Raw genomic sequence first — 16,187 nt, 5'->3', positions numbered from 1 at the left:
CGTCGAACGCGACGGCCCCGGCCCCCACCGGCTTTTCCGCCGGTGGCCGCGGCTCAGCCCTGGGACGGGATCGTCCGCGCGTCGGCGGGCGCCCCGTCGTCCTCCGGCAGGCCGAGCTGCCGCAGCCAGTCGTCGTCGAAGACCTTGGAGAGGTAGTTGCGGCCGGAGTCCGGCAACAGGACGACCACCAGGTCGTCCGGACCGAGACCGGCCGCCACCCGCAGGGCGCCGGCCACCGCCGTACCGGCGGAGCCGCCGACCAGCAGCCCCTCCTCCCGGGCCAGGCGCCGGGCGGTCAGCAGCGAGTCCCGGTCGCTGATCCGCTCGTACCGGTCGACCACCGAGGGGTGGAAGGACTCGGGCCAGCTGTCGTCCACCGTCTCCGGGTGGCGGAAGTGGCCGATGCTCTCCACGTGGTACGGGCCGCCGTCGCCACCCGAGTAGACCGACGCCTCCGGGTCGGCGCCCACCACGGTCACCCTCCCGCCGCTGACCTCCTTGAGGTACTCGCCGGTCCCCGTGATGGTGCCGCCGGTGCCGACCCCGCAGACCAGATGGGTGATCCGGCCCTCCGTCTGCCGCCAGATCTCCGGCCCGGTCGTACGGTAATGCGCCTGCGGATTGGCCGGGTTGTCGTACTGGTTCGCCAGCCAGCCGCCCGGAGTCCCGGCGGCGATCCGGACGGCCGTGGCGTGCACGTGCCCGGGATGCTCACGCGGCACGTCGCCCGGGCAGACGACGACCTCGGCGCCGTACGCCCGCAGCACGGCGATCTTCTCCGCGCTGCTCTTGTCCGGGACCGCGAACACGCACCGGTAGCCCCGCTGCGCGGCGACCATGGCCAGGCCGACCCCGGTATTGCCCGACGTGCCCTCGACAATGGTTCCGCCGGGCCCCAGCAGCCCCTGCTTCTCGGCCGCTTCGACCATGGAGAGCGCGATGCGGTCCTTCACGCTCCCGCCGGGATTGACGTACTCCAGTTTCGCGTAGACCGGTGCGAGGGCCGGGCCGGTGACGCGGTTGAGGCGCACCAGCGGGGTGTTGCCGACCGCGTCGGCCAGTGAGGCGTGGACGTCCATGTGCGGTACTCCCTGCGTCTGCTGAAGCTGATGCCACCGGATGATCCGGGAAGGCGCGGACGACGCGCGGCACGCCGCGCCGGAGCTCCCGCGCCGTGCCGCGGCTCTTTCGCGCGCGGGGGCGCCACCCGTCGGCGACGCCCCCGGACGTACCGGCCCGGAAACCGCGAGGAGAAGGAGATCTTGGCGGGGCGGGCGGGGCATCAGGCGGCCGGCCCGCCGCGTTCCAGAGGGATGCGCTCACCGGCCTCGACCGCGACCGGGAGACGGTTCTCCCCGGGCGGCAGCGGGCAGGTGGCCAGGTCGGTGTAGGCGCAGGGGAGGTTGGCGGCACGGTTGAAGTCGATGCGCACGGCGCCCTGTTCGTCCGGAGCCCCGATCTGGACGGAGCGGTTCGCCGCATACGTCGTCACGCCGGAAGTGCGGTCCGTGAACAGCGCCATCAGCGATCCGGGACGCTTGCCGTTGAACGTCGTGAGCCGGTACGTCTCGCCGTCCACCTCGAACTCGACCTGGCCGGGGGAGTCGTAGACGTGCTCCAGACCCTCGACGGCCGCGCCGACCGTCACCGGACGCGGCTCCTCGAAGGGGAGGAACCTGCCGGGACGGACCCACTGCGGGGCGGGCGCGTAGGCGGGAGTGCCGGTGAACGCGGTGCGCAGGGCGTTCTCCGGGTGGCGGGGGCGCACGATGTCGTGCCCGCCGCGCTTGGCGACCTCGATCACCGCATCGCCGAACGCCGGGTACAGGCTGTCGCGTTCGGCGATCACGCCGAAGGAATGACGGCCCGTCACCGTCACTCCGTCGACGGTCAGTTCCTCACCGTCCGCCAGCTCCACCACCACGCCCTCGGCCGAGGTGGACCAGGCGCCCGGGGCGTCCTCGAAGCGTTCCGGCTCGGAACCCAGCCAGCGCAGGCTCGTGATCGCGAGGAACCCGTGCGGTCCGGCCAGCTGCTCCTCCTTCTCGCGGTGCCATGCTTCCCACTCCTTGGCGAACGTCTCGGGGTCGGTCTGCGGGACGGTCATGCGCACTCCCTCGTGCCGGGTGGCGGATAGGGCCGACGGGGCGGCCGTGCGGTTCTCCAGAGCGCAACCGCGCTCGGCGCGCGCTTCATTCCCGGATGCTGTGAACGCCGCATGAACGGATTTCGCGCACGGAAGCGGCCCTCCCGGGCGGCATTGTCCGACGATCCTCCAGGGGTTAGCCTGCAACGAGATCATCCGTGTACCGACGTGGTGATCCGGCGCATCGGCGGCCGGGACCGGACCGCCGACCGACCCGAAGAGTGCGAGGTGACCGGCGTGCGGGCGCGACCCTTCAGCGAGCACGGCAGTCGTCTTCCGCACCACGGCGGGTCGTTCGCGTTCCGCGTCGTCCGGCGCCACGTCGATCTGCTCAGGGTGAGCAGCGCGCTGTGTACGGACACCGCCCCGCGCCACTGAGCGCGCTCCCTCCGCTCCCGCACACGGACACCGCGCCGCCGCCGAACGCGCGTCCGCTCCTCCTCGTACGTCCGCCCACCGCGAGGTCCCGGGCCGAGGGCTGAGCTCCTCCGCGTCCGCTCCCGCGCGGCTCCCTCACCCTGCTCGGTGACGATCCGTCACCTTCTGTCGTGCTCACGCGAAAGCGTGACCGCCGCGCCCGGCTGCCCGCGCGCCCCGAACGAGAGGATCACGGTGCCCAGGAACACCGCACGAACAGGGGTGTTCACCGCGCTGCGCGTCCGCGACTACCGGATCTACTGGAGTACCGGCCTGGTCTCCAACATCGGCTCCGCGATGCAGGGCGTGGCCCTGGACTGGTTCGTCTTCGACCTCACGCACAGTGGAACGGCGGTCGGCTGGGCGGCCGGTCTCCAGTTCGCCCCGGTCCTGCTGTTCGGCCTGTGGGGCGGAGTGCTCGCCGACCGGTACGACCGTCGGGCCCTCCTGCTGTGGGCGCAGTCCCTGTACGCGATCCAGGCGGTCGTCCTCACGGCCGCCGTGCGCTCCGGTCACGCGCCCCTCTGGTCGGTCTATCTGCTGTCGTTCGGCCTCGGCTGCGTGTTCACCGTGGAGAACCCCGCACGGCTCTCCTTCGTCACGGAGCTGGTCGGCCCCTCGCTGATCCCGAACGCGGCCGGACTCAACATCCTGTCCCTCAACGCGGCCCGCCTGACCGGACCCGCGATCGCCGGCGTGCTGATCGGACTCGTCGGTCCGGGCGGGGTGTTCGCGGTGAACGCCGTCTCCTTCGCGGCCGTGACCCTGGGGCTGCTGACGATCCGCCCCCGCACGCCCCCGCTTACGCCCACGCCCACGCCCGGTGCCTTCGGGGCCGGAGCGCCGGGCGGGCGGGGACCGGTGGCCGAGCCGGAACCCGTCAGGCGTGCGCGGTGGACGGGCGCGGGCGCCGAGGGCCTGCGCTACGTCGCCGCCCGCCCCGAACTCGCCGGGGTGCTGGCCCTCTTCGGCCTGGTGGCCACCTTCGCGGTGAACTTCCCCACCACCCTGACCCTGTTCGCCGGCCGGGTCTTCGACGTCGGCTCCAGCGGCCTCGGCTTCATGTCGACCGCGCTGTCCGTGGGCACCGTCGCCGGGACGCTCGCCGCGACCCGCCGCGCCGCGGCCCGGGTACGGACCGTGGTCGTCGGCGCCGTCCTGTTCGGCGTGAGTGAGGCGGTGGCCGCGCTCATGCCCTCCTACCCCGCCTTCCTGCTCCTGCTGCTGCCCACCGGATTCGCCCTGATGACTCTCAACACCGCGGTCAGCGCCTTCGTCCAGTCGGAGGTCACCGACGCCATGCGCGGCCGGGTGATGGCCATCTACACCGTCGTCTCGATGGGCGGCGCCCCGATCGGCGGCCCCGCGATCGGCTGGGTCGCCCAGCACGCCGGGGTGCGCTGGGGGCTCGCCTCGGGAGCCGCGGTCGCCGTGCTCTCCGCTCTCGCGGTGGCACTGCTGCTCTCCCGACGGCGGGGAACCACCGCTCCGGGCCGGGCCTCCCGGGCGTGGGTCGCGGCCGGTCCGGCCGCCGCCTCCCTCCGCGCCCGTACCCGCGCCCGTACCCGCAGCGGTTCCCCGCCGTCCCGGGAACCGGCTCCGTCCCTCTCGTCCGCGCACACCGACCCGTGCGTCCCCAGAACCCCGTCGACCGGAGACCATCCTCATGACTGATCACCCCACAGGGCCCCTCGGCCTGCACCTCGCCCTCGAAGCGGACGGCGACGGCGCCCACCCCGCGTCCTGGCGGCACTCGGGACGTCCGCCGGGCGCCGTCCTCGGCCCGCAAGCCCTTCGGGACGTGGTGACCGCGGCCGAGAACGCGGGCTTCGCCCTCGTCACCTTCGCGGACTCGCCCCTGCCGCCCGGCGCGCCCGGCGGCCCGGCCGGCAGGGTGGAGGCCGGGACCCGCGCCGCGTACGTCGCACCGCTGACCGACCGCATCGGCCTCGCGCCCACCCTGCACGTCACCACCACGGAACCGTTCCACCTCGCCACCCAGCTCGCCGGCCTGGACCACGCCTCGCACGGCCGGGGCGCCTGGGTCGTCGGTGCGGCGAACGGCGCGGACGACGCCGCCACCGTCGGCGAGCCGGTACGTTCCCCCGCCGAGCTGGCCCGCGAGACCGCCGACGTCATCGACACCGCCCGGCTGCTGTGGGACTCCTGGGAGGACGACGCGGTCATCAAGGACCGGGCGACCGGGCGCTTCCTCGACGCCGACCGAGTGCACCCCGTCGACTTCGAGGGCGCCTCCTTCTCGGTCAAGGGCCCCCTGATCACCCCGCGCCCCCCGCAGGGCGGACTCGTCGTGCTGGTGCCGGACGAGCTGGACGCGGACGCCCGCGCCGACGTCGTGCTCGTCGGCCGGCCCGGCCTCCCCGGGATCGCGGAACGCGCGAAGACCGCCAAGGAGGCCGGAGCGCCGTTGGTGTTCGCCGAGGTGGAGGTGGTCCTCGACGCGGACGCCCCGGCGGCCGACCGGCTCGCCGCCCTGGACGAGGCGGCCCCGTGGCCCGGGACCGGGCGGCTGCGCCACGTCGGCTCGCCCGAGGCCCTGGTAGGTCTGCTGCGCGGACTGTCCGCCGTGGTCGACGGGGTCAGGCTGCACCCGGCCGTGCTCGCCGTCGATCTGCCGGTCCTGACCGACCGGGTGCTGCCGGCCCTCAAGGAGACCGGGGAGCGGCCCGTACCGCGCGCCGGCGACACTCTGCGCGACACGCTCGGCCTTCCCCGCCCCGCCAACCGGTTCGCCGCCGCCCCGGCGGCCACGAACGCCTGAGGTGACCGACATGACCGCACGAAACCCCCGACCCCAGCTCCACCTCGGCGTGTTCTACACCGGAGTGGGACCCCAGCTGATCTGGTCCGAGCCCGACGCCCCCTCGCACACCGCGATCGAGACCTTCGTCGAGATCGCGCGGATCCTCGAACGCGGCCTGTTCGACGCGTTCTTCCTGGGGGAAGGGCTGCGCGTACGGGAGAACCGGGGCCGCGTCTTCGACCTGGACGTCGCCGGACGGCCCGACGCGATCACCCAGCTGTCCGCGCTCGCGGCCGTCACGACCCGCATCGGACTGGTGGCCACCCAGAACACCACCTACAACTACCCGGCCGACCTGGCCCGGCGCCTGGCGAGCCTCGATTTGCTCTCCGAGGGCCGTGCCGGATGGAACATCGTCACCACCGACAACGCCTGGACCGGAGCCAACTTCCGGCACGGCGGCTGGCTGGAGCACGAACGCCGCTACGAGCGCGCCGAACAGTTCGTCGAGGCGGCGAAGGAGCTCTGGTCCTCCTGGTCGCCCGAGGCGATCGCGCGGGACGGGAGCGCCGGGCACTGGGCCGCGCCCGGTGCCATCGGCCCGGTCGAACGCGACACCGACCTCGTGAGGCTCCGGGCCACCGCCACCGTGCCGGGCAGCCGCCAGGGCCGGCCGGTCCTCTTCCAGGCCGGGGACTCGCCCGGCGGCCGTGAACTCGCCGCCCGCCACGCCGACGTGGTGTTCTCCGCCAACACCGAGTTCGGCAAGGCCACCGCCTACGCCGCCGACCTCCGCGAACGGCTGGCCCGGCACGGCCGTACCCCCGACGCACTGCGCATCCTGCCGGGCGCCAGCGTCGTCATCGGCGACACCCCGGCCGACGCGGAGGAGAAGGCCCGCTGGGTACGCGGCGAACAGGTCAACGGCCCCCGCTCGATCGCCTTCCTGGAGCAGTACTGGGGCACCGACCTCTCCGGCTACGACCCCGACGGCCCGCTGCCCGACATCGAGCCGAGCGACCAGGAGCTCGACCCCTCCCGGGGCACCCTCGCCGTCGAGCAGCGCAGCGGCAAGCTCGCCACCATCCGCAAGTGGCGCGAGACCGCCGCCGAACGGGGGCTTTCCATACGCGAGTTGGTAACGGAGGTGTCACCGGGTCATCCGTCCTTCGTCGGCACCCCCGCGTCGATCGCCGACGAGTGGAGCCGGTACGTGCGCGAGGGCGTGGCGGACGGCTTCAACCTCCTGCCGCACCTGCTTCCGGCCTCCGTCACGGACATCGTCGACAAGCTCGTCCCGGAACTCCAGGAACGGGGCGTCTACCGCACCGAGTACCGGGGCACCACCCTGCGCGAACACCTCGACCTGCCGCCGCTCCCCACAACCGGCGGCTGACCGGTGCGGTCCCGCCCGGCCCGTGAAGGGCGCGGGGCGGACGGGACCGCGTACCGGTGCGTGCCCCGCCCGTCCCCGCCCGCCGCTCGCGGAGGTCACCAGCCGACGCCGAACCTGGCCAGCGGCTCGATCAGTTCTGCCTCCTCGTAGGCGAGATGGGAGAGGAGGGCATCCGTGAGCAGGTCCACCACGGCCTCCAGCTCCTTCCCGTCGGTGCGCCCCCCTGCATGGGCGACCAGTTCGCGGTCGAGGCGGTCGATCACCCCCTGGACGGCGTGGTGTTCCTCGGCCAGCCGGTCCAGCACAGGACCCAGGCGGGGATCGGCCCGCCGCAGGTGGGGGAAGAGGTCCTGGTCCTCGCGCGTGTGGTGCAGGGTGGTCACCCGGCAGTACGAGGCGCAGAACGCACCGATGTTCCCCACGTTCTGACGCACAGTCAGTCGCTGAACGGCGGAGCGGACTTCTCCGGTGTCCTTCGCCTCGTCCCGCACCTCGTGCACGGCCTGCCTCAGCCGGTCGAGATCCGCGCGGAGCCGGTCGTGCGCGGCGACGAGGTTCCGGGCCGCCTCCGGCCCACCGGCCGCGTACCGCCCTTCCGGGCCGGCGGGCGGCGCCGAGGGGCGGGCCGTCTCGTCCCACGGGCGCTCGGCGGAACGCCGCTCCCCGGGGGGCTCGGTGGCCCGGACCGAGAGCCGGGTGCCGGAATCCAGCGGCGTACCCGCCGCCGCGCCCGTACGGCTCCTTGCCGACGCGGCCTCCCGCCCGGGGCCGGGTGCCCTTGCCGCGCCGGAACGCGCGGCGGCCACCAGCTCCCGGGTCGCGGGCGCCACCTCTGCGGCGAACCTCTCGATCAGCCCCGGATCCCGTACGGGCAGGAGGAAGGCGCTCGTGCCGTGTTCGAGGGTCAGCGCGGCCAGCTGCTCCGGCCAGGACCCCGGCGGTCCCGTCGGGAAGCCCTCCCGGCCCGGGGAGAGGTTGTAGAGGCGGCGCACCGCTCCCGGATCACGGCCCGCCCGCTCCGCGGCCTCGTCGACGGCGCGGTGACCCGCCGTGAGTTGGGCCGGGGGCACATGGGGGACGCTCGGCAGCCACCCGTCCGCCGCCTTACCCACCAGATCCAGCATCCGGGGGCCGATCGCCCCGACCCAGATGCCGATCGGATGTGCGGGTGCGGGGCCGGAAGCGGCGCCGTCGAGTCCGTAATGGGCGCCTTCGAGGCGGACCCGTCCGCCCGGCTTCCAGAGCGCCCGGATGACCTCGATCGCCTCCCGGGTGGCCCGGAGCGCTTCCCCCGGGGTGCGGCGGGGGCCGCCGTCCGCGGCGACGGACTCCCAGTACGCCCCCGCGCCCAGCCCCAGTTCGACCCGGCCGCCGGTGAGGCGGTCGAGGGCGGCGGCGGTGCGGGCCAGCACAGCGGGGGGACGCAGCGGCAGGTTGGCGACGTTGGGGAAGACCCGCACCCGGGCGGTGGAGGCGGCGACGACCGCGAGCGTCGCCCAGGCGTCGAGCAGGTCCGGACGGTAGGGGTGGTCCGGGACGCTGACCAGATCCAGCCCGGCCAAGTCGGCCGTCCGGGCCAGCTCGACCGCGTCGTCGGGGTATTCGGACACCGGCACCAGGATGGCGCCGAAGAGCAGATCGTGCCCGTAGTCGGACATGGGACGACTCCGTTGCGATGGTCGGCCCGGCCGGACGCGGCCGGGTGAGGGCGGGGACTGCGGTCGCGTCAGGTGCCGGACACGTCCCCCGCGGGGGACGCTTCCCCGGTGGCGGGCTTTCCACCGGTGGTGGGTGCGGTGGCTCCGCGCCACAGCCTCCCCGGACCGGAGAGCGCCGCGACCGCGGCCACCGCCAGTGAGATCGCCGACATCACGAACGCGGTCGTGTAGCCGGACTCGGCGGGCAGTCGGCTGCCGGGCACCGTAGGGGAGGCCACCAGGGACGCGGCGATCTGCGCCCCGAGCGACCCGCCGATGGTGCGCATGATGGTGTTGATGCCGGTCGCCTCCCCGGTCCGGCCGCGGTCGACCGCGCTGACGACGAGGTTGGCCAGCGCCGCGAAGGCGAAGCCGACGCCGACGCCGAGCACCGCCGAACCCGCGTACACCGCCGCCGCGTCGGCATGGGCGGTCGCGTAGACGAGGAAGCCTGCCGTGCCGACGAGGCAGGCCAGCACCAGCGGCAGCTTCCACCCCGTGGCCGCGCCGATCCGTCCGGCGAGCGGGCCGGCGATCAGCATGGTCGCCGCCATGGGCACCATGAACAGCCCCGACCCGGTGACGGAGGCGCCGAAGCCGTACCCGGCGGAGGAAGGGGTCTGGGCGAGCATCGGGACCAGGGTGAAGGCCCCGTACATCCCGAACCCGATGACGAGGGCGGTGAGATGGCTGGTCAGCACCGCCGGCCGCCGCAGCAGTCCGAGGTCGATCAGCGGCTCGCGCACCCTCGACTCGACGTACGCGAACGCCGCGAGGAGCGCGACGGCGGCGACGAACAGGCCGACGATCCGGCCCGACGCCCACCCCCAGGACCTGCCCTGGCTGATGGCGGTCAGCAGGGCCACGATCCCGGCGCTCAGAAGGACGACTCCGGACCAGTCGATGCGTCCGGGGGAGCGGGCCGGGGACTCCCGGACGAACGCCACGACTCCTGCGACACCCGCCACGACGACGATCAGTCCGGTCCAGAAGATCCAGTGCCAGTCCAGTGCGTCGACGATGGGACCCGGGACGACGAGCCCGACGCCGAAACCGATACCGAACGTGGACGAGATCAGGCCGATCGCGACGGGCACCCGCTCGCGCGGGAACTGGTCGCGGACGATGCCGAACGCGAGCGGGAAGGCGGCCGATCCGACGCCTTGGACGGCCCGGGCCGCGATCAGCAGAGCGAGCGAGCCGGAGAGCGCGGCGAGCAGCGTGCCGACGGCGAAGACCGCCAGGCTGGCGACGAGCACACGGCGTTTGCCGAACATGTCGCCCACCCGGCCCAGCAGCGCGGTGGCGACGGAGGCGGTGAGGAGGAAGGAGCTGAGCACCCAGGACACGGACGTCGTGGAGGCCGCGAACTCCCGCTGGAGCTGGGGGAGTACCGGCACGACCATCGTCTGCATCAGCGAGAAGGAGAGTACGGCGAGGAGCAGGGCCGCGAAGGGCGCCGCGGTGCCGCGGGGCGGAGCGACGGCGGGGGTCTCGGACGCCGGAGCGGGGACGTCGCTCATCGAACCTCCCCGGGGCGGACCGGGCGGACCGGGCGGACCGGGCGGACCGGGCGGACCGGGCGAACTGTACGGACCGGGCGGACCGGAAGTGTCGGGAGTGGGGCGGGACCGCGACGGGGCGGGCGAGTTAATATCACCAAGGAATCATTACATGACGTCATCCTTACGTCCAGCAACTGCCGCTGTATCGTGGACACATGAGCGAAACCCCCGCGTACGGGACCGGCGGAGCGTCCCCGGAGAGGAGCGCGGCACCCCTGTCCCGCCCACCCGGCCTCCTCGCGCTGCCCTCCTACCTCGTCAGCCATGTGGCGCGCCTCGGGCACGAGGTGCTGGTGGACGCGGTGGGCGGACACGGCCTGCGGTTGCCGCACTTCGCCACCCTCACGGCGCTCGCCGACTTCGGTCCGCTGCCCCAGCACGTGCTGGCGGAACGGCTCGGGTTCCAGCGCAGCCACCTGGGGGGCTACCTCGACGCGGTCGAGGAACGCGGACTGGTGCGCCGGGAGCGGGACCGGGCCGACCGCCGCCGCCAACTCGTCGCGTTGACCGAGGAAGGGGCGGACCTCCAGCGCCGGGTGCGGCTCGTCGCAGAAGCGTCCCAGGACGTCTTCCTCGCCCGCCTCACCCCCGCCGAACGGGAGACCCTGGCCACGCTGCTCCGGCGTGTGCTGGACGGCTCGGAGCAGAGCTCATGAGAAACGGTACGGTGCCGGGCGCCGGCCGTACGGACTCCGCGAACGCGGACGCCCCGCACGTGACCGGCGGAGGCGTCCGGCGGCGCTCGGCGCGCGGCCGGGTCTGGGGAAGGGCGGCCTGCGGGCTCGTGCTCGCCGCACCCGCCGCCCTGCTCCTCGTACGGCTGACGGGAAGGGACACGGGCACGCGGCTCGCCGTCCCGATGGTGCTGTTCCCCCACACGGCCGTCCTGGCGCTGCTGGTGCTGGTCCTCACGACCGCCGTCCGCGCGGTGCGGTCCTGGAGCGTGGCGGCCGTGGCGCTGCTCCTGATCGCCGCCCAAGTCTGGCTGGTTGCACCGAGGTTCGTCCCGGACTCCGTCGCCGTGCCGTCGTCGGCCGCCCGCTTGCGGGTGGCGACCCTCAACACCGACGAGGGGGCGGTGGATCCGGCGGCGGTGGTGGCGATGGTCCGGTCCGAGCGGATCGACGTACTCGCTGTGGAGCAGACACCGGCGCGAGGGCTCGACGCGCTCGAACGGGCGGGCCTCGGCGCCCTCTTGCCGTACCACGCGCTGCACCCCGAGTACGACTCCTCGATCTACTCCCGCACCCCGCTGACCGGGGCGGACACCACGGACATCGACACCGTGTGGCCCCAGACCACCGCCAAGATCACCGTCGGCGGACGCACCGTGCGGCTCGTCGCCGTCCACACCTACTACCCGCTCGGGAACCCCGGGCGGTGGAGCAGGGACATGCACTCCCTCACCTCCCTGGCGACCGACGACGGACCCGACACCGTGTTCCTGGGCGACTTCAACGCCACCCTGGACCACGCTCCGATGCGTTTTCTGCTGGCCGCCGGACTCACCGACACCCACGCCGAACTCGGCGAGGGCTGGGCGCCGACCTGGCCCGTCGGAGCGGGGATCACGCCTCCCCTCGTCCAGCTGGACCACGTGCTGCACGGCTCCGGGCTCGCGGGGGTCTCTGTCCGCGAACGCACCCTGCCCGGGACGGACCACCGGGCCGTCGTCGCGGAACTCGCGGTGCTCCCGCAACGGGCGCCCGTCCTGCTGACGGGCTGACCCACCGGTCCGTCCCGCCCCGCTCCCGGGCCGTGCGGGCGGGTCCGGGAGCGGGCCGGGGAGTCACCGGGGTGACAGGACCCGTACCTGCGAGCCGGAGAGCTTGGTCCACCAGTGGCGGTAGCGTCCGTAGGCCAGGGGGTCGCGGTCCGCCAGCAGAGTGCTCAGGGAGCGGGCCTCCTCGGCGAGCCCGTCCCAGTCGGCCGGACTCAGATCGCGAAAGGCCGTCACCTCGACACCGCCGTCGACCGGACGCCAGACCCCCGCGACGTGGCCGTCGACCAGGATGGTCGGCAGCACGTCACCGTTGATACGGATCACCTCGCGCCGGTACTCCTCGGGGATCACCCGGCTGCGGTCGGCGTACGCCAGCAGAACGCTGTCCCACATCGCCATCAGCCGTGGCGGAGAGGGGACTTCGGCCGCCGGGCGTCCGGCCCCGACGGCGTCGAACAGCACCGTCCCGTCCGGCCCTTCGAGCTGTTCGACGACACCGTCGAGAGCCCGCAGCGCCTCGCGCACCGGTCCGCGCCGCACCATGGCGAACTGCGCCACGTCCGCCACCGAAGCGGGCCCGAACGCCGCCAGGTAGCGCAGTACGAGGTGGCGCATCGCCTCCGGCGCGTGTTCCGGTCCCGCTGTCGTGGGGCGGGACGGCGCCGCCACGTACGACGCTCTCGGGCCGAACGACCACGGCCCGCCGGCCGGTACGTGCAGCAGGGGTGCGTACGCCCGCAGCCCCCACAGTGCCCCGTCCTTCTTCTCCGCACCCACTCGTTCCTCCAGCCAGGATTCCAACTCCGCTTTGGTGCGACCTCGTTCGGCGAACGCCAGCAGATCCGGTACCAGCCGGCGGGCGTCGTCCGGGGTGAGGCCCGCCTCCGAGAACCGGAACCCGAGGCGCGAGGCGTACAGCGTCTGCTGCATCGCCTCGCGCAGCACCCGGTAGTCCTCGGCGTGCACCGCGTGGAGCGTGATCCGCATCAGCGTCGCCTTGACCACCGCGCCGTCGGAGAATGCCGCGTCCAGCTCCGCGGGATCGAAGCCCGCGAGCCGGTTCCACAGGGCGACGTACGGCGAGGCAGGCTGCTGCGCCTGGAGGGCGAGTACCCGGCGCACCCCCTCGGTGGCGTCCAGCGGCTCCCGCCGCAGCAGCAGTTGGCGGTCGAGGGTCGCCCGGTTCAGTTCGCGCGCGCTGATCTTCATGGCGGGCATTGTGCCGGGTTCCGCCCCGGCGCGGGCGGGCTGCCGCTCGCGGCGCGGTCCTCCGGACCGCTGCGGCCGGGCCCGCGCCGGGGCGCGTCGGCGTCCTTGCCGTCCCTCGGCCGTCAGGTCGCACCCGTGGCCCCGCCGCCCTCAGCCGGTGAGGCCGTCGTTGAACACCCTGCGAGCCAACACCATGCGGATATCGGCGAGTTCTGCGGCGATCCGCTGCTCACGGACGTCGTCCGTGCGCACCGCCGCCTCGGTGGAGGTGCCCGCCAGCAGACAGGCCCTGCGCAGATGGGTCGGAGGATGGGTCGAATCGGTGCTGTGGCCGCGGAGCGCGCTCGCCCGTCGGAGGCGCTCGAACTCGGCCGGCGGAATCGACTCCACGTGTGCCGCGAGCCGCTCCCAGAGGCCGAGCCACGGTTTCGTCTCGACGGGGGTGCCGCCGCGGCGGGCGGGACGGGGCGTGTTCGTCTCACGGAGCAGCGCACCCACCGCCGACTCGGACACCAGCAAACGGTCCGTCAGGCCGACGGCCGCCTCGGTGGAACCGACGTGGGCGGCCACCCGGTCGGCGAGGTACTCGCCCCGCTGGGCCGTGCGCCGGAGTAAAACGGAATGCGCGGGACCCGCGGGCGAACGAACGCCCGCGGGACCCGCGCGTCCGGTCAGCCCTTCGGCGTACGCAGACCCAGGTGGTCGCGGAGCGTCGTCCCCTCGTACTCCGTACGGAAGACGCCCTGCTCCTGGAGGAGCGGGACCACCGTGTCGGCGAACTCGTCGATGCCGCCGGGTACCAGGTGCGGGGCGAGGATGAAGCCGTCCGACACCTCGCTCTGCACCGAGTCGTTGATGGCCCGTGCGACCGTCGAGGGCGAGCCGATGAAGGTCTGCCGGGCGCTCGTCTCGATGACCAGTTCCCGGATCGACAGGCCCTCCGCCTTCGCGCGCTGCCGCCACTCGGCCGCGGTCGCCAGCGGATCACGGACCATCCGCACACTCGCCCGCCCCCGGGTCACCGTGTGCTCACCGGTGTCGGGGTCGATCTCGGGCAGCGGCCCGTCCGGGTCGTAGCCGGACAGGTCCCGGTTCCACACGTGTTCCAGGAACTTGATCGCGGTCTGGCCGCTGACCTGACTGCGCCGCACCTCGTGCGCGCGCTCCTCCGCCTCGGCGTCCGTGTCGCCCAGCACGAAGGTGGCCGCGGGCAGGATCAGCAGGTCGTCCCGCTCGCGTCCGTGGCGGGCGAGCCGGTCCTTGACGTCCTGGTAGAAGGCGCGGCCCGGCTCCGGGGCGGAGTGACGGCTGAAGATGGCGTCCGCGGTGGCCGCCGCGAACTCCCGGCCCTGGTCGGAGTCCCCGGCCTGGAAGATCACCGGGCGGCCCTGCGGGGAGCGCGGCACGTTGAAGCGGCCCGCGATGTCGAAGTGCTGGTCGCGGTGGGCGAACGTACCGGCGTCCGCGCTGCGCAGGAACTGCCCGCCCTCCGCGTCCGCGAGGACGTCGTCCTCGGCCCAGGAGTCGAACAGCTCCCAGGACGTCCGCAGGAACTGCTCGGCGCGGGTGTAGCGGTCCTCCTCCGCGAGGAAGCCGCCGCGGCGGAAGTTCTCGCCGGTGAACGCGTCCCAGGAGGTGACGACGTTCCACGCCGCACGACCCGCCGAGAGGTGATCCAGGGAGGCGAACTGCCGTGCCACCTCGTACGGTTCGTTGAAGGTGGAGTTGATCGTACCGGCCAGGCCGATCCGCTCGGTGACCGCCGCCAGCGCGGCGAGGATGCCGAAGGTGTCCGGGCGTCCCACCACGTCCAGGTCGTAGATCGCACCGCCCTGCTCGCGGAGCCGCAGCCCCTCGGCCAGGAACAGGAAGTCGAACCTGGCCCGTTCCGCTGTGCGCGCGAAGTGGCTGAAGGAGGCGAAGTCGATCTGGCTGCCGGCCTCCGGATCGCTCCAGACCGTGGTGTTGTTGACCCCGGGGAAGTGGGCCGCGAGGTGGATCTGCTTCAGGTGGTCGCTCATGACTGTCCTCCGGCCCGGACCCGGGCGTAACGGTTGGCGGGACGTGGGAGGCCGAGGAGGCCGCGCAGCGAGTCGGCTTCGTACGCGCGGCGGAACGCGTCCCGGCTCTGGAGCTCGGGCACCAGCCCCCGGCTGATGGCCGGCAGGTCGTGGGCCGCGACCGCCGGACGGAGCCGGAATCCGGTCAGGCCCGCCCGCTGCCGGTCCAGCAGCAGATCGGCCAGCTCGGCGGGGGTGCCGGTGAAGATCTCGGCGTCGCTCGTCAGGGGAGCGCCCGCCACGTCGTCGAGGCGCCGGCGGCGCTCCTGTGCCCCGTGTGCCGTCTCGTCCAGGAAGACCACCAGGTCCCCGAAGACGTGGACGGTCTCCCCGCCCCGCCCGGCCGCCTCCTGGGCGGCCCGGATCTCCTCGGTCACCGCCCGCGCCTCGGCGGTGTCGTGCGGGGTGACGTAACCGACGTCCGTGGACCCGGCCACCAGCTCGTACGGAAGGGAGGCGTGGGCCAGCGAGGTCACCAGCGGCTGGCCCTGCGGCGAACGCGGGGTGATCGAGGGGCCCTTGACGCTGAAGTGCCTGGACTCGAAGTCGATGTAGTGCAGCTTCTCGCGGTCGATGAACCGCCCGGTGGCGGCGTCGCGTATCTCCGCGTCGTCCTCCCAGCTGTCCCAGAGCCTGCGGAGCACCTCGACGTAGTCGGCGGCCTCGGCGAACAGCTCGCGCACCAGCACCTGCGTCTCGGGCAGCAGATAGTCCTGCGGACGGAACGGCGGCAGGTCCCGGCGGCCGAAGTGCGCCGCCTCGTGGGGCGAGGCGGCGACCTTGACCCGGACCCCGGCCCGCCCACCGCTCACGAAGTCCAGCGTCGCGATGGCCTTCGCCAGGTGGAACGGCTCGGTGTGGGTGGCCACCACGGTCGGCACCAGTCCGACGTGCCGGGTCAGCGGCGCCACCCGGGAGGCGATCAGCACCGCGTCGAGTCGGCCGCGCACCTGATCGGTGCGCCGGTCGTCGGCGGTCGGGTCGGTGGACTGGAGCGACAGCGCGTCCTCGAAGGTGACGAAGTCGAGGAGGCCGAGCTCCGCCTCCTCGACGGCGTCCAGCCAGTAGCCGGCGGTAAAGAGCTCGGAGGCGCGGGCCCCCGGCTCGCGCCAGGACGCGGGGTGCCAGCCCGTGCCGTCCAGGGCCACGGCGAGATGGAGGGGTTCGGGAGGTGAGGAGGGGGACTGCGACATGGCGGGAAGTGCCTTTC

General features: G+C 73.6%; 14 protein-coding genes. 6 read left to right on the top strand and 8 right to left on the bottom strand.

The features are described from left to right. Window positions 1-53 precede the first annotated feature (53 nt). A complete protein-coding gene (locus ACFWEE_RS05945) occupies window positions 54-1,079 on the bottom strand; it encodes a PLP-dependent cysteine synthase family protein (protein ID WP_386886739.1) in 1,026 nt (341 codons plus the stop codon). Between the two features lie 203 nt (window positions 1,080-1,282). After that, window positions 1,283-2,107, bottom strand: coding sequence for a DUF1684 domain-containing protein (locus ACFWEE_RS05940; protein WP_386886737.1), 825 nt, complete (start codon window positions 2,105-2,107; stop codon window positions 1,283-1,285). Between the two features lie 276 nt (window positions 2,108-2,383). Here ACFWEE_RS05940 and ACFWEE_RS05935 point away from each other — a divergent pair, with 276 nt between their 5' ends. The 4 genes from ACFWEE_RS05935 (at window position 2,384) to ACFWEE_RS05920 (ending at window position 6,723) form a co-directional block, all read left to right on the top strand. Beyond that, on the top strand, window positions 2,384-2,524 hold the full coding sequence (locus ACFWEE_RS05935; protein ID WP_386886735.1) for a putative leader peptide: 141 nt from the start codon (window positions 2,384-2,386) through the stop codon (window positions 2,522-2,524). Window positions 2,525-2,758: 234 nt separating this feature from the next. After that, window positions 2,759-4,237, top strand: coding sequence for an MFS transporter (locus ACFWEE_RS05930; protein ID WP_386886733.1), 1,479 nt, complete (start codon window positions 2,759-2,761; stop codon window positions 4,235-4,237). After that, complete coding sequence (locus ACFWEE_RS05925) at window positions 4,230-5,345, top strand: LLM class flavin-dependent oxidoreductase (RefSeq protein WP_386886731.1); 1,116 nt, start codon at window positions 4,230-4,232, stop codon at window positions 5,343-5,345. The genes ACFWEE_RS05930 and ACFWEE_RS05925 overlap by 8 nt, the downstream gene beginning before the upstream one ends. 10 nt (window positions 5,346-5,355) lie before the next feature. Next, a complete protein-coding gene (locus tag ACFWEE_RS05920; RefSeq protein WP_386886729.1) occupies window positions 5,356-6,723 on the top strand; it encodes an NtaA/DmoA family FMN-dependent monooxygenase in 1,368 nt (455 codons plus the stop codon). Between the two features lie 95 nt (window positions 6,724-6,818). Here ACFWEE_RS05920 and ACFWEE_RS05915 read toward each other — a convergent pair whose 3' ends face one another. Both ACFWEE_RS05915 and ACFWEE_RS05910 read right to left on the bottom strand, forming a co-directional pair. Beyond that, window positions 6,819-8,381 (bottom strand): LLM class flavin-dependent oxidoreductase, encoded by a 1,563-nt coding sequence (locus tag ACFWEE_RS05915; protein ID WP_386886727.1) that lies wholly within the window; start codon window positions 8,379-8,381, stop codon window positions 6,819-6,821. 68 nt (window positions 8,382-8,449) lie between these two features. After that, window positions 8,450-9,943, bottom strand: a complete 1,494-nt coding sequence (locus tag ACFWEE_RS05910) for an MFS transporter (RefSeq protein WP_386886725.1) — start codon at window positions 9,941-9,943, stop codon at window positions 8,450-8,452. 197 nt (window positions 9,944-10,140) lie between these two features. Here ACFWEE_RS05910 and ACFWEE_RS05905 point away from each other — a divergent pair, with 197 nt between their 5' ends. Both ACFWEE_RS05905 and ACFWEE_RS05900 read left to right on the top strand, forming a co-directional pair. After that, complete coding sequence (locus tag ACFWEE_RS05905; RefSeq protein ID WP_386886723.1) at window positions 10,141-10,641, top strand: MarR family winged helix-turn-helix transcriptional regulator; 501 nt, start codon at window positions 10,141-10,143, stop codon at window positions 10,639-10,641. Then, window positions 10,638-11,711, top strand: coding sequence for an endonuclease/exonuclease/phosphatase family protein (locus ACFWEE_RS05900; RefSeq protein ID WP_386886721.1), 1,074 nt, complete (start codon window positions 10,638-10,640; stop codon window positions 11,709-11,711). The genes ACFWEE_RS05905 and ACFWEE_RS05900 overlap by 4 nt, the downstream gene beginning before the upstream one ends. Before the next feature lie 63 nt (window positions 11,712-11,774). Here the strand turns inward: ACFWEE_RS05900 and ACFWEE_RS05895 are convergent, their stop codons facing one another. The 4 genes from ACFWEE_RS05895 to ACFWEE_RS05880 all read right to left on the bottom strand — a co-directional run bounded on the left by ACFWEE_RS05895 (window position 11,775) and on the right by ACFWEE_RS05880 (window position 16,170). Next, complete coding sequence (locus ACFWEE_RS05895) at window positions 11,775-12,917, bottom strand: winged helix DNA-binding domain-containing protein (protein ID WP_386886719.1); 1,143 nt, start codon at window positions 12,915-12,917, stop codon at window positions 11,775-11,777. A gap of 150 nt (window positions 12,918-13,067) precedes the next feature. Next, window positions 13,068-13,487: a hypothetical protein gene (locus tag ACFWEE_RS05890; protein ID WP_386886717.1), complete on the bottom strand. Its 420-nt coding sequence runs from the start codon at window positions 13,485-13,487 to the stop codon at window positions 13,068-13,070. 101 nt (window positions 13,488-13,588) lie between these two features. Then, complete coding sequence (locus tag ACFWEE_RS05885) at window positions 13,589-14,938, bottom strand: NtaA/DmoA family FMN-dependent monooxygenase (protein WP_386886715.1); 1,350 nt, start codon at window positions 14,936-14,938, stop codon at window positions 13,589-13,591. Continuing rightward, window positions 14,935-16,170 carry an LLM class flavin-dependent oxidoreductase gene (locus ACFWEE_RS05880; protein WP_386886714.1) on the bottom strand — a complete coding sequence of 412 codons (1,236 nt, stop codon included), beginning with the start codon at window positions 16,168-16,170 and terminating at the stop codon, window positions 14,935-14,937. The genes ACFWEE_RS05885 and ACFWEE_RS05880 overlap by 4 nt, the downstream gene beginning before the upstream one ends. Window positions 16,171-16,187 lie beyond the last annotated feature (17 nt).

The organism is Streptomyces sp. NPDC060184 (assembly GCF_042728795.1).
Lineage (GTDB): Bacteria > Actinomycetota > Actinomycetes > Streptomycetales > Streptomycetaceae > Streptomyces.
The sequence above is the reverse complement of the archived record's forward strand: the minus strand, read 5'-3'. Positions and strand labels throughout refer to the sequence as shown.

What these genes read in the sequence shown, in the direction of transcription:
- ACFWEE_RS05895 (WP_386886719.1), bottom strand. Translation starts at nt 12,917, where the DNA reads ATGAAGATCAGCGCGCGCGAACTGAACCGGGCGACCCTCGACCGCCAA.
- ACFWEE_RS05910 (WP_386886725.1), bottom strand. Translation starts at nt 9,943, where the DNA reads ATGAGCGACGTCCCCGCTCCGGCGTCCGAGACCCCCGCCGTCGCTCCG.
- ACFWEE_RS05900 (WP_386886721.1), top strand. Translation starts at nt 10,638, where the DNA reads ATGAGAAACGGTACGGTGCCGGGCGCCGGCCGTACGGACTCCGCGAAC.
- ACFWEE_RS05925 (WP_386886731.1), top strand. Translation starts at nt 4,230, where the DNA reads ATGACTGATCACCCCACAGGGCCCCTCGGCCTGCACCTCGCCCTCGAA.
- ACFWEE_RS05905 (WP_386886723.1), top strand. Translation starts at nt 10,141, where the DNA reads ATGAGCGAAACCCCCGCGTACGGGACCGGCGGAGCGTCCCCGGAGAGG.
- ACFWEE_RS05940 (WP_386886737.1), bottom strand. Translation starts at nt 2,107, where the DNA reads ATGACCGTCCCGCAGACCGACCCCGAGACGTTCGCCAAGGAGTGGGAA.
- ACFWEE_RS05885 (WP_386886715.1), bottom strand. Translation starts at nt 14,938, where the DNA reads ATGAGCGACCACCTGAAGCAGATCCACCTCGCGGCCCACTTCCCCGGG.
- ACFWEE_RS05915 (WP_386886727.1), bottom strand. Translation starts at nt 8,381, where the DNA reads ATGTCCGACTACGGGCACGATCTGCTCTTCGGCGCCATCCTGGTGCCG.
- ACFWEE_RS05945 (WP_386886739.1), bottom strand. Translation starts at nt 1,079, where the DNA reads ATGGACGTCCACGCCTCACTGGCCGACGCGGTCGGCAACACCCCGCTG.
- ACFWEE_RS05920 (WP_386886729.1), top strand. Translation starts at nt 5,356, where the DNA reads ATGACCGCACGAAACCCCCGACCCCAGCTCCACCTCGGCGTGTTCTAC.
- ACFWEE_RS05880 (WP_386886714.1), bottom strand. Translation starts at nt 16,170, where the DNA reads ATGTCGCAGTCCCCCTCCTCACCTCCCGAACCCCTCCATCTCGCCGTG.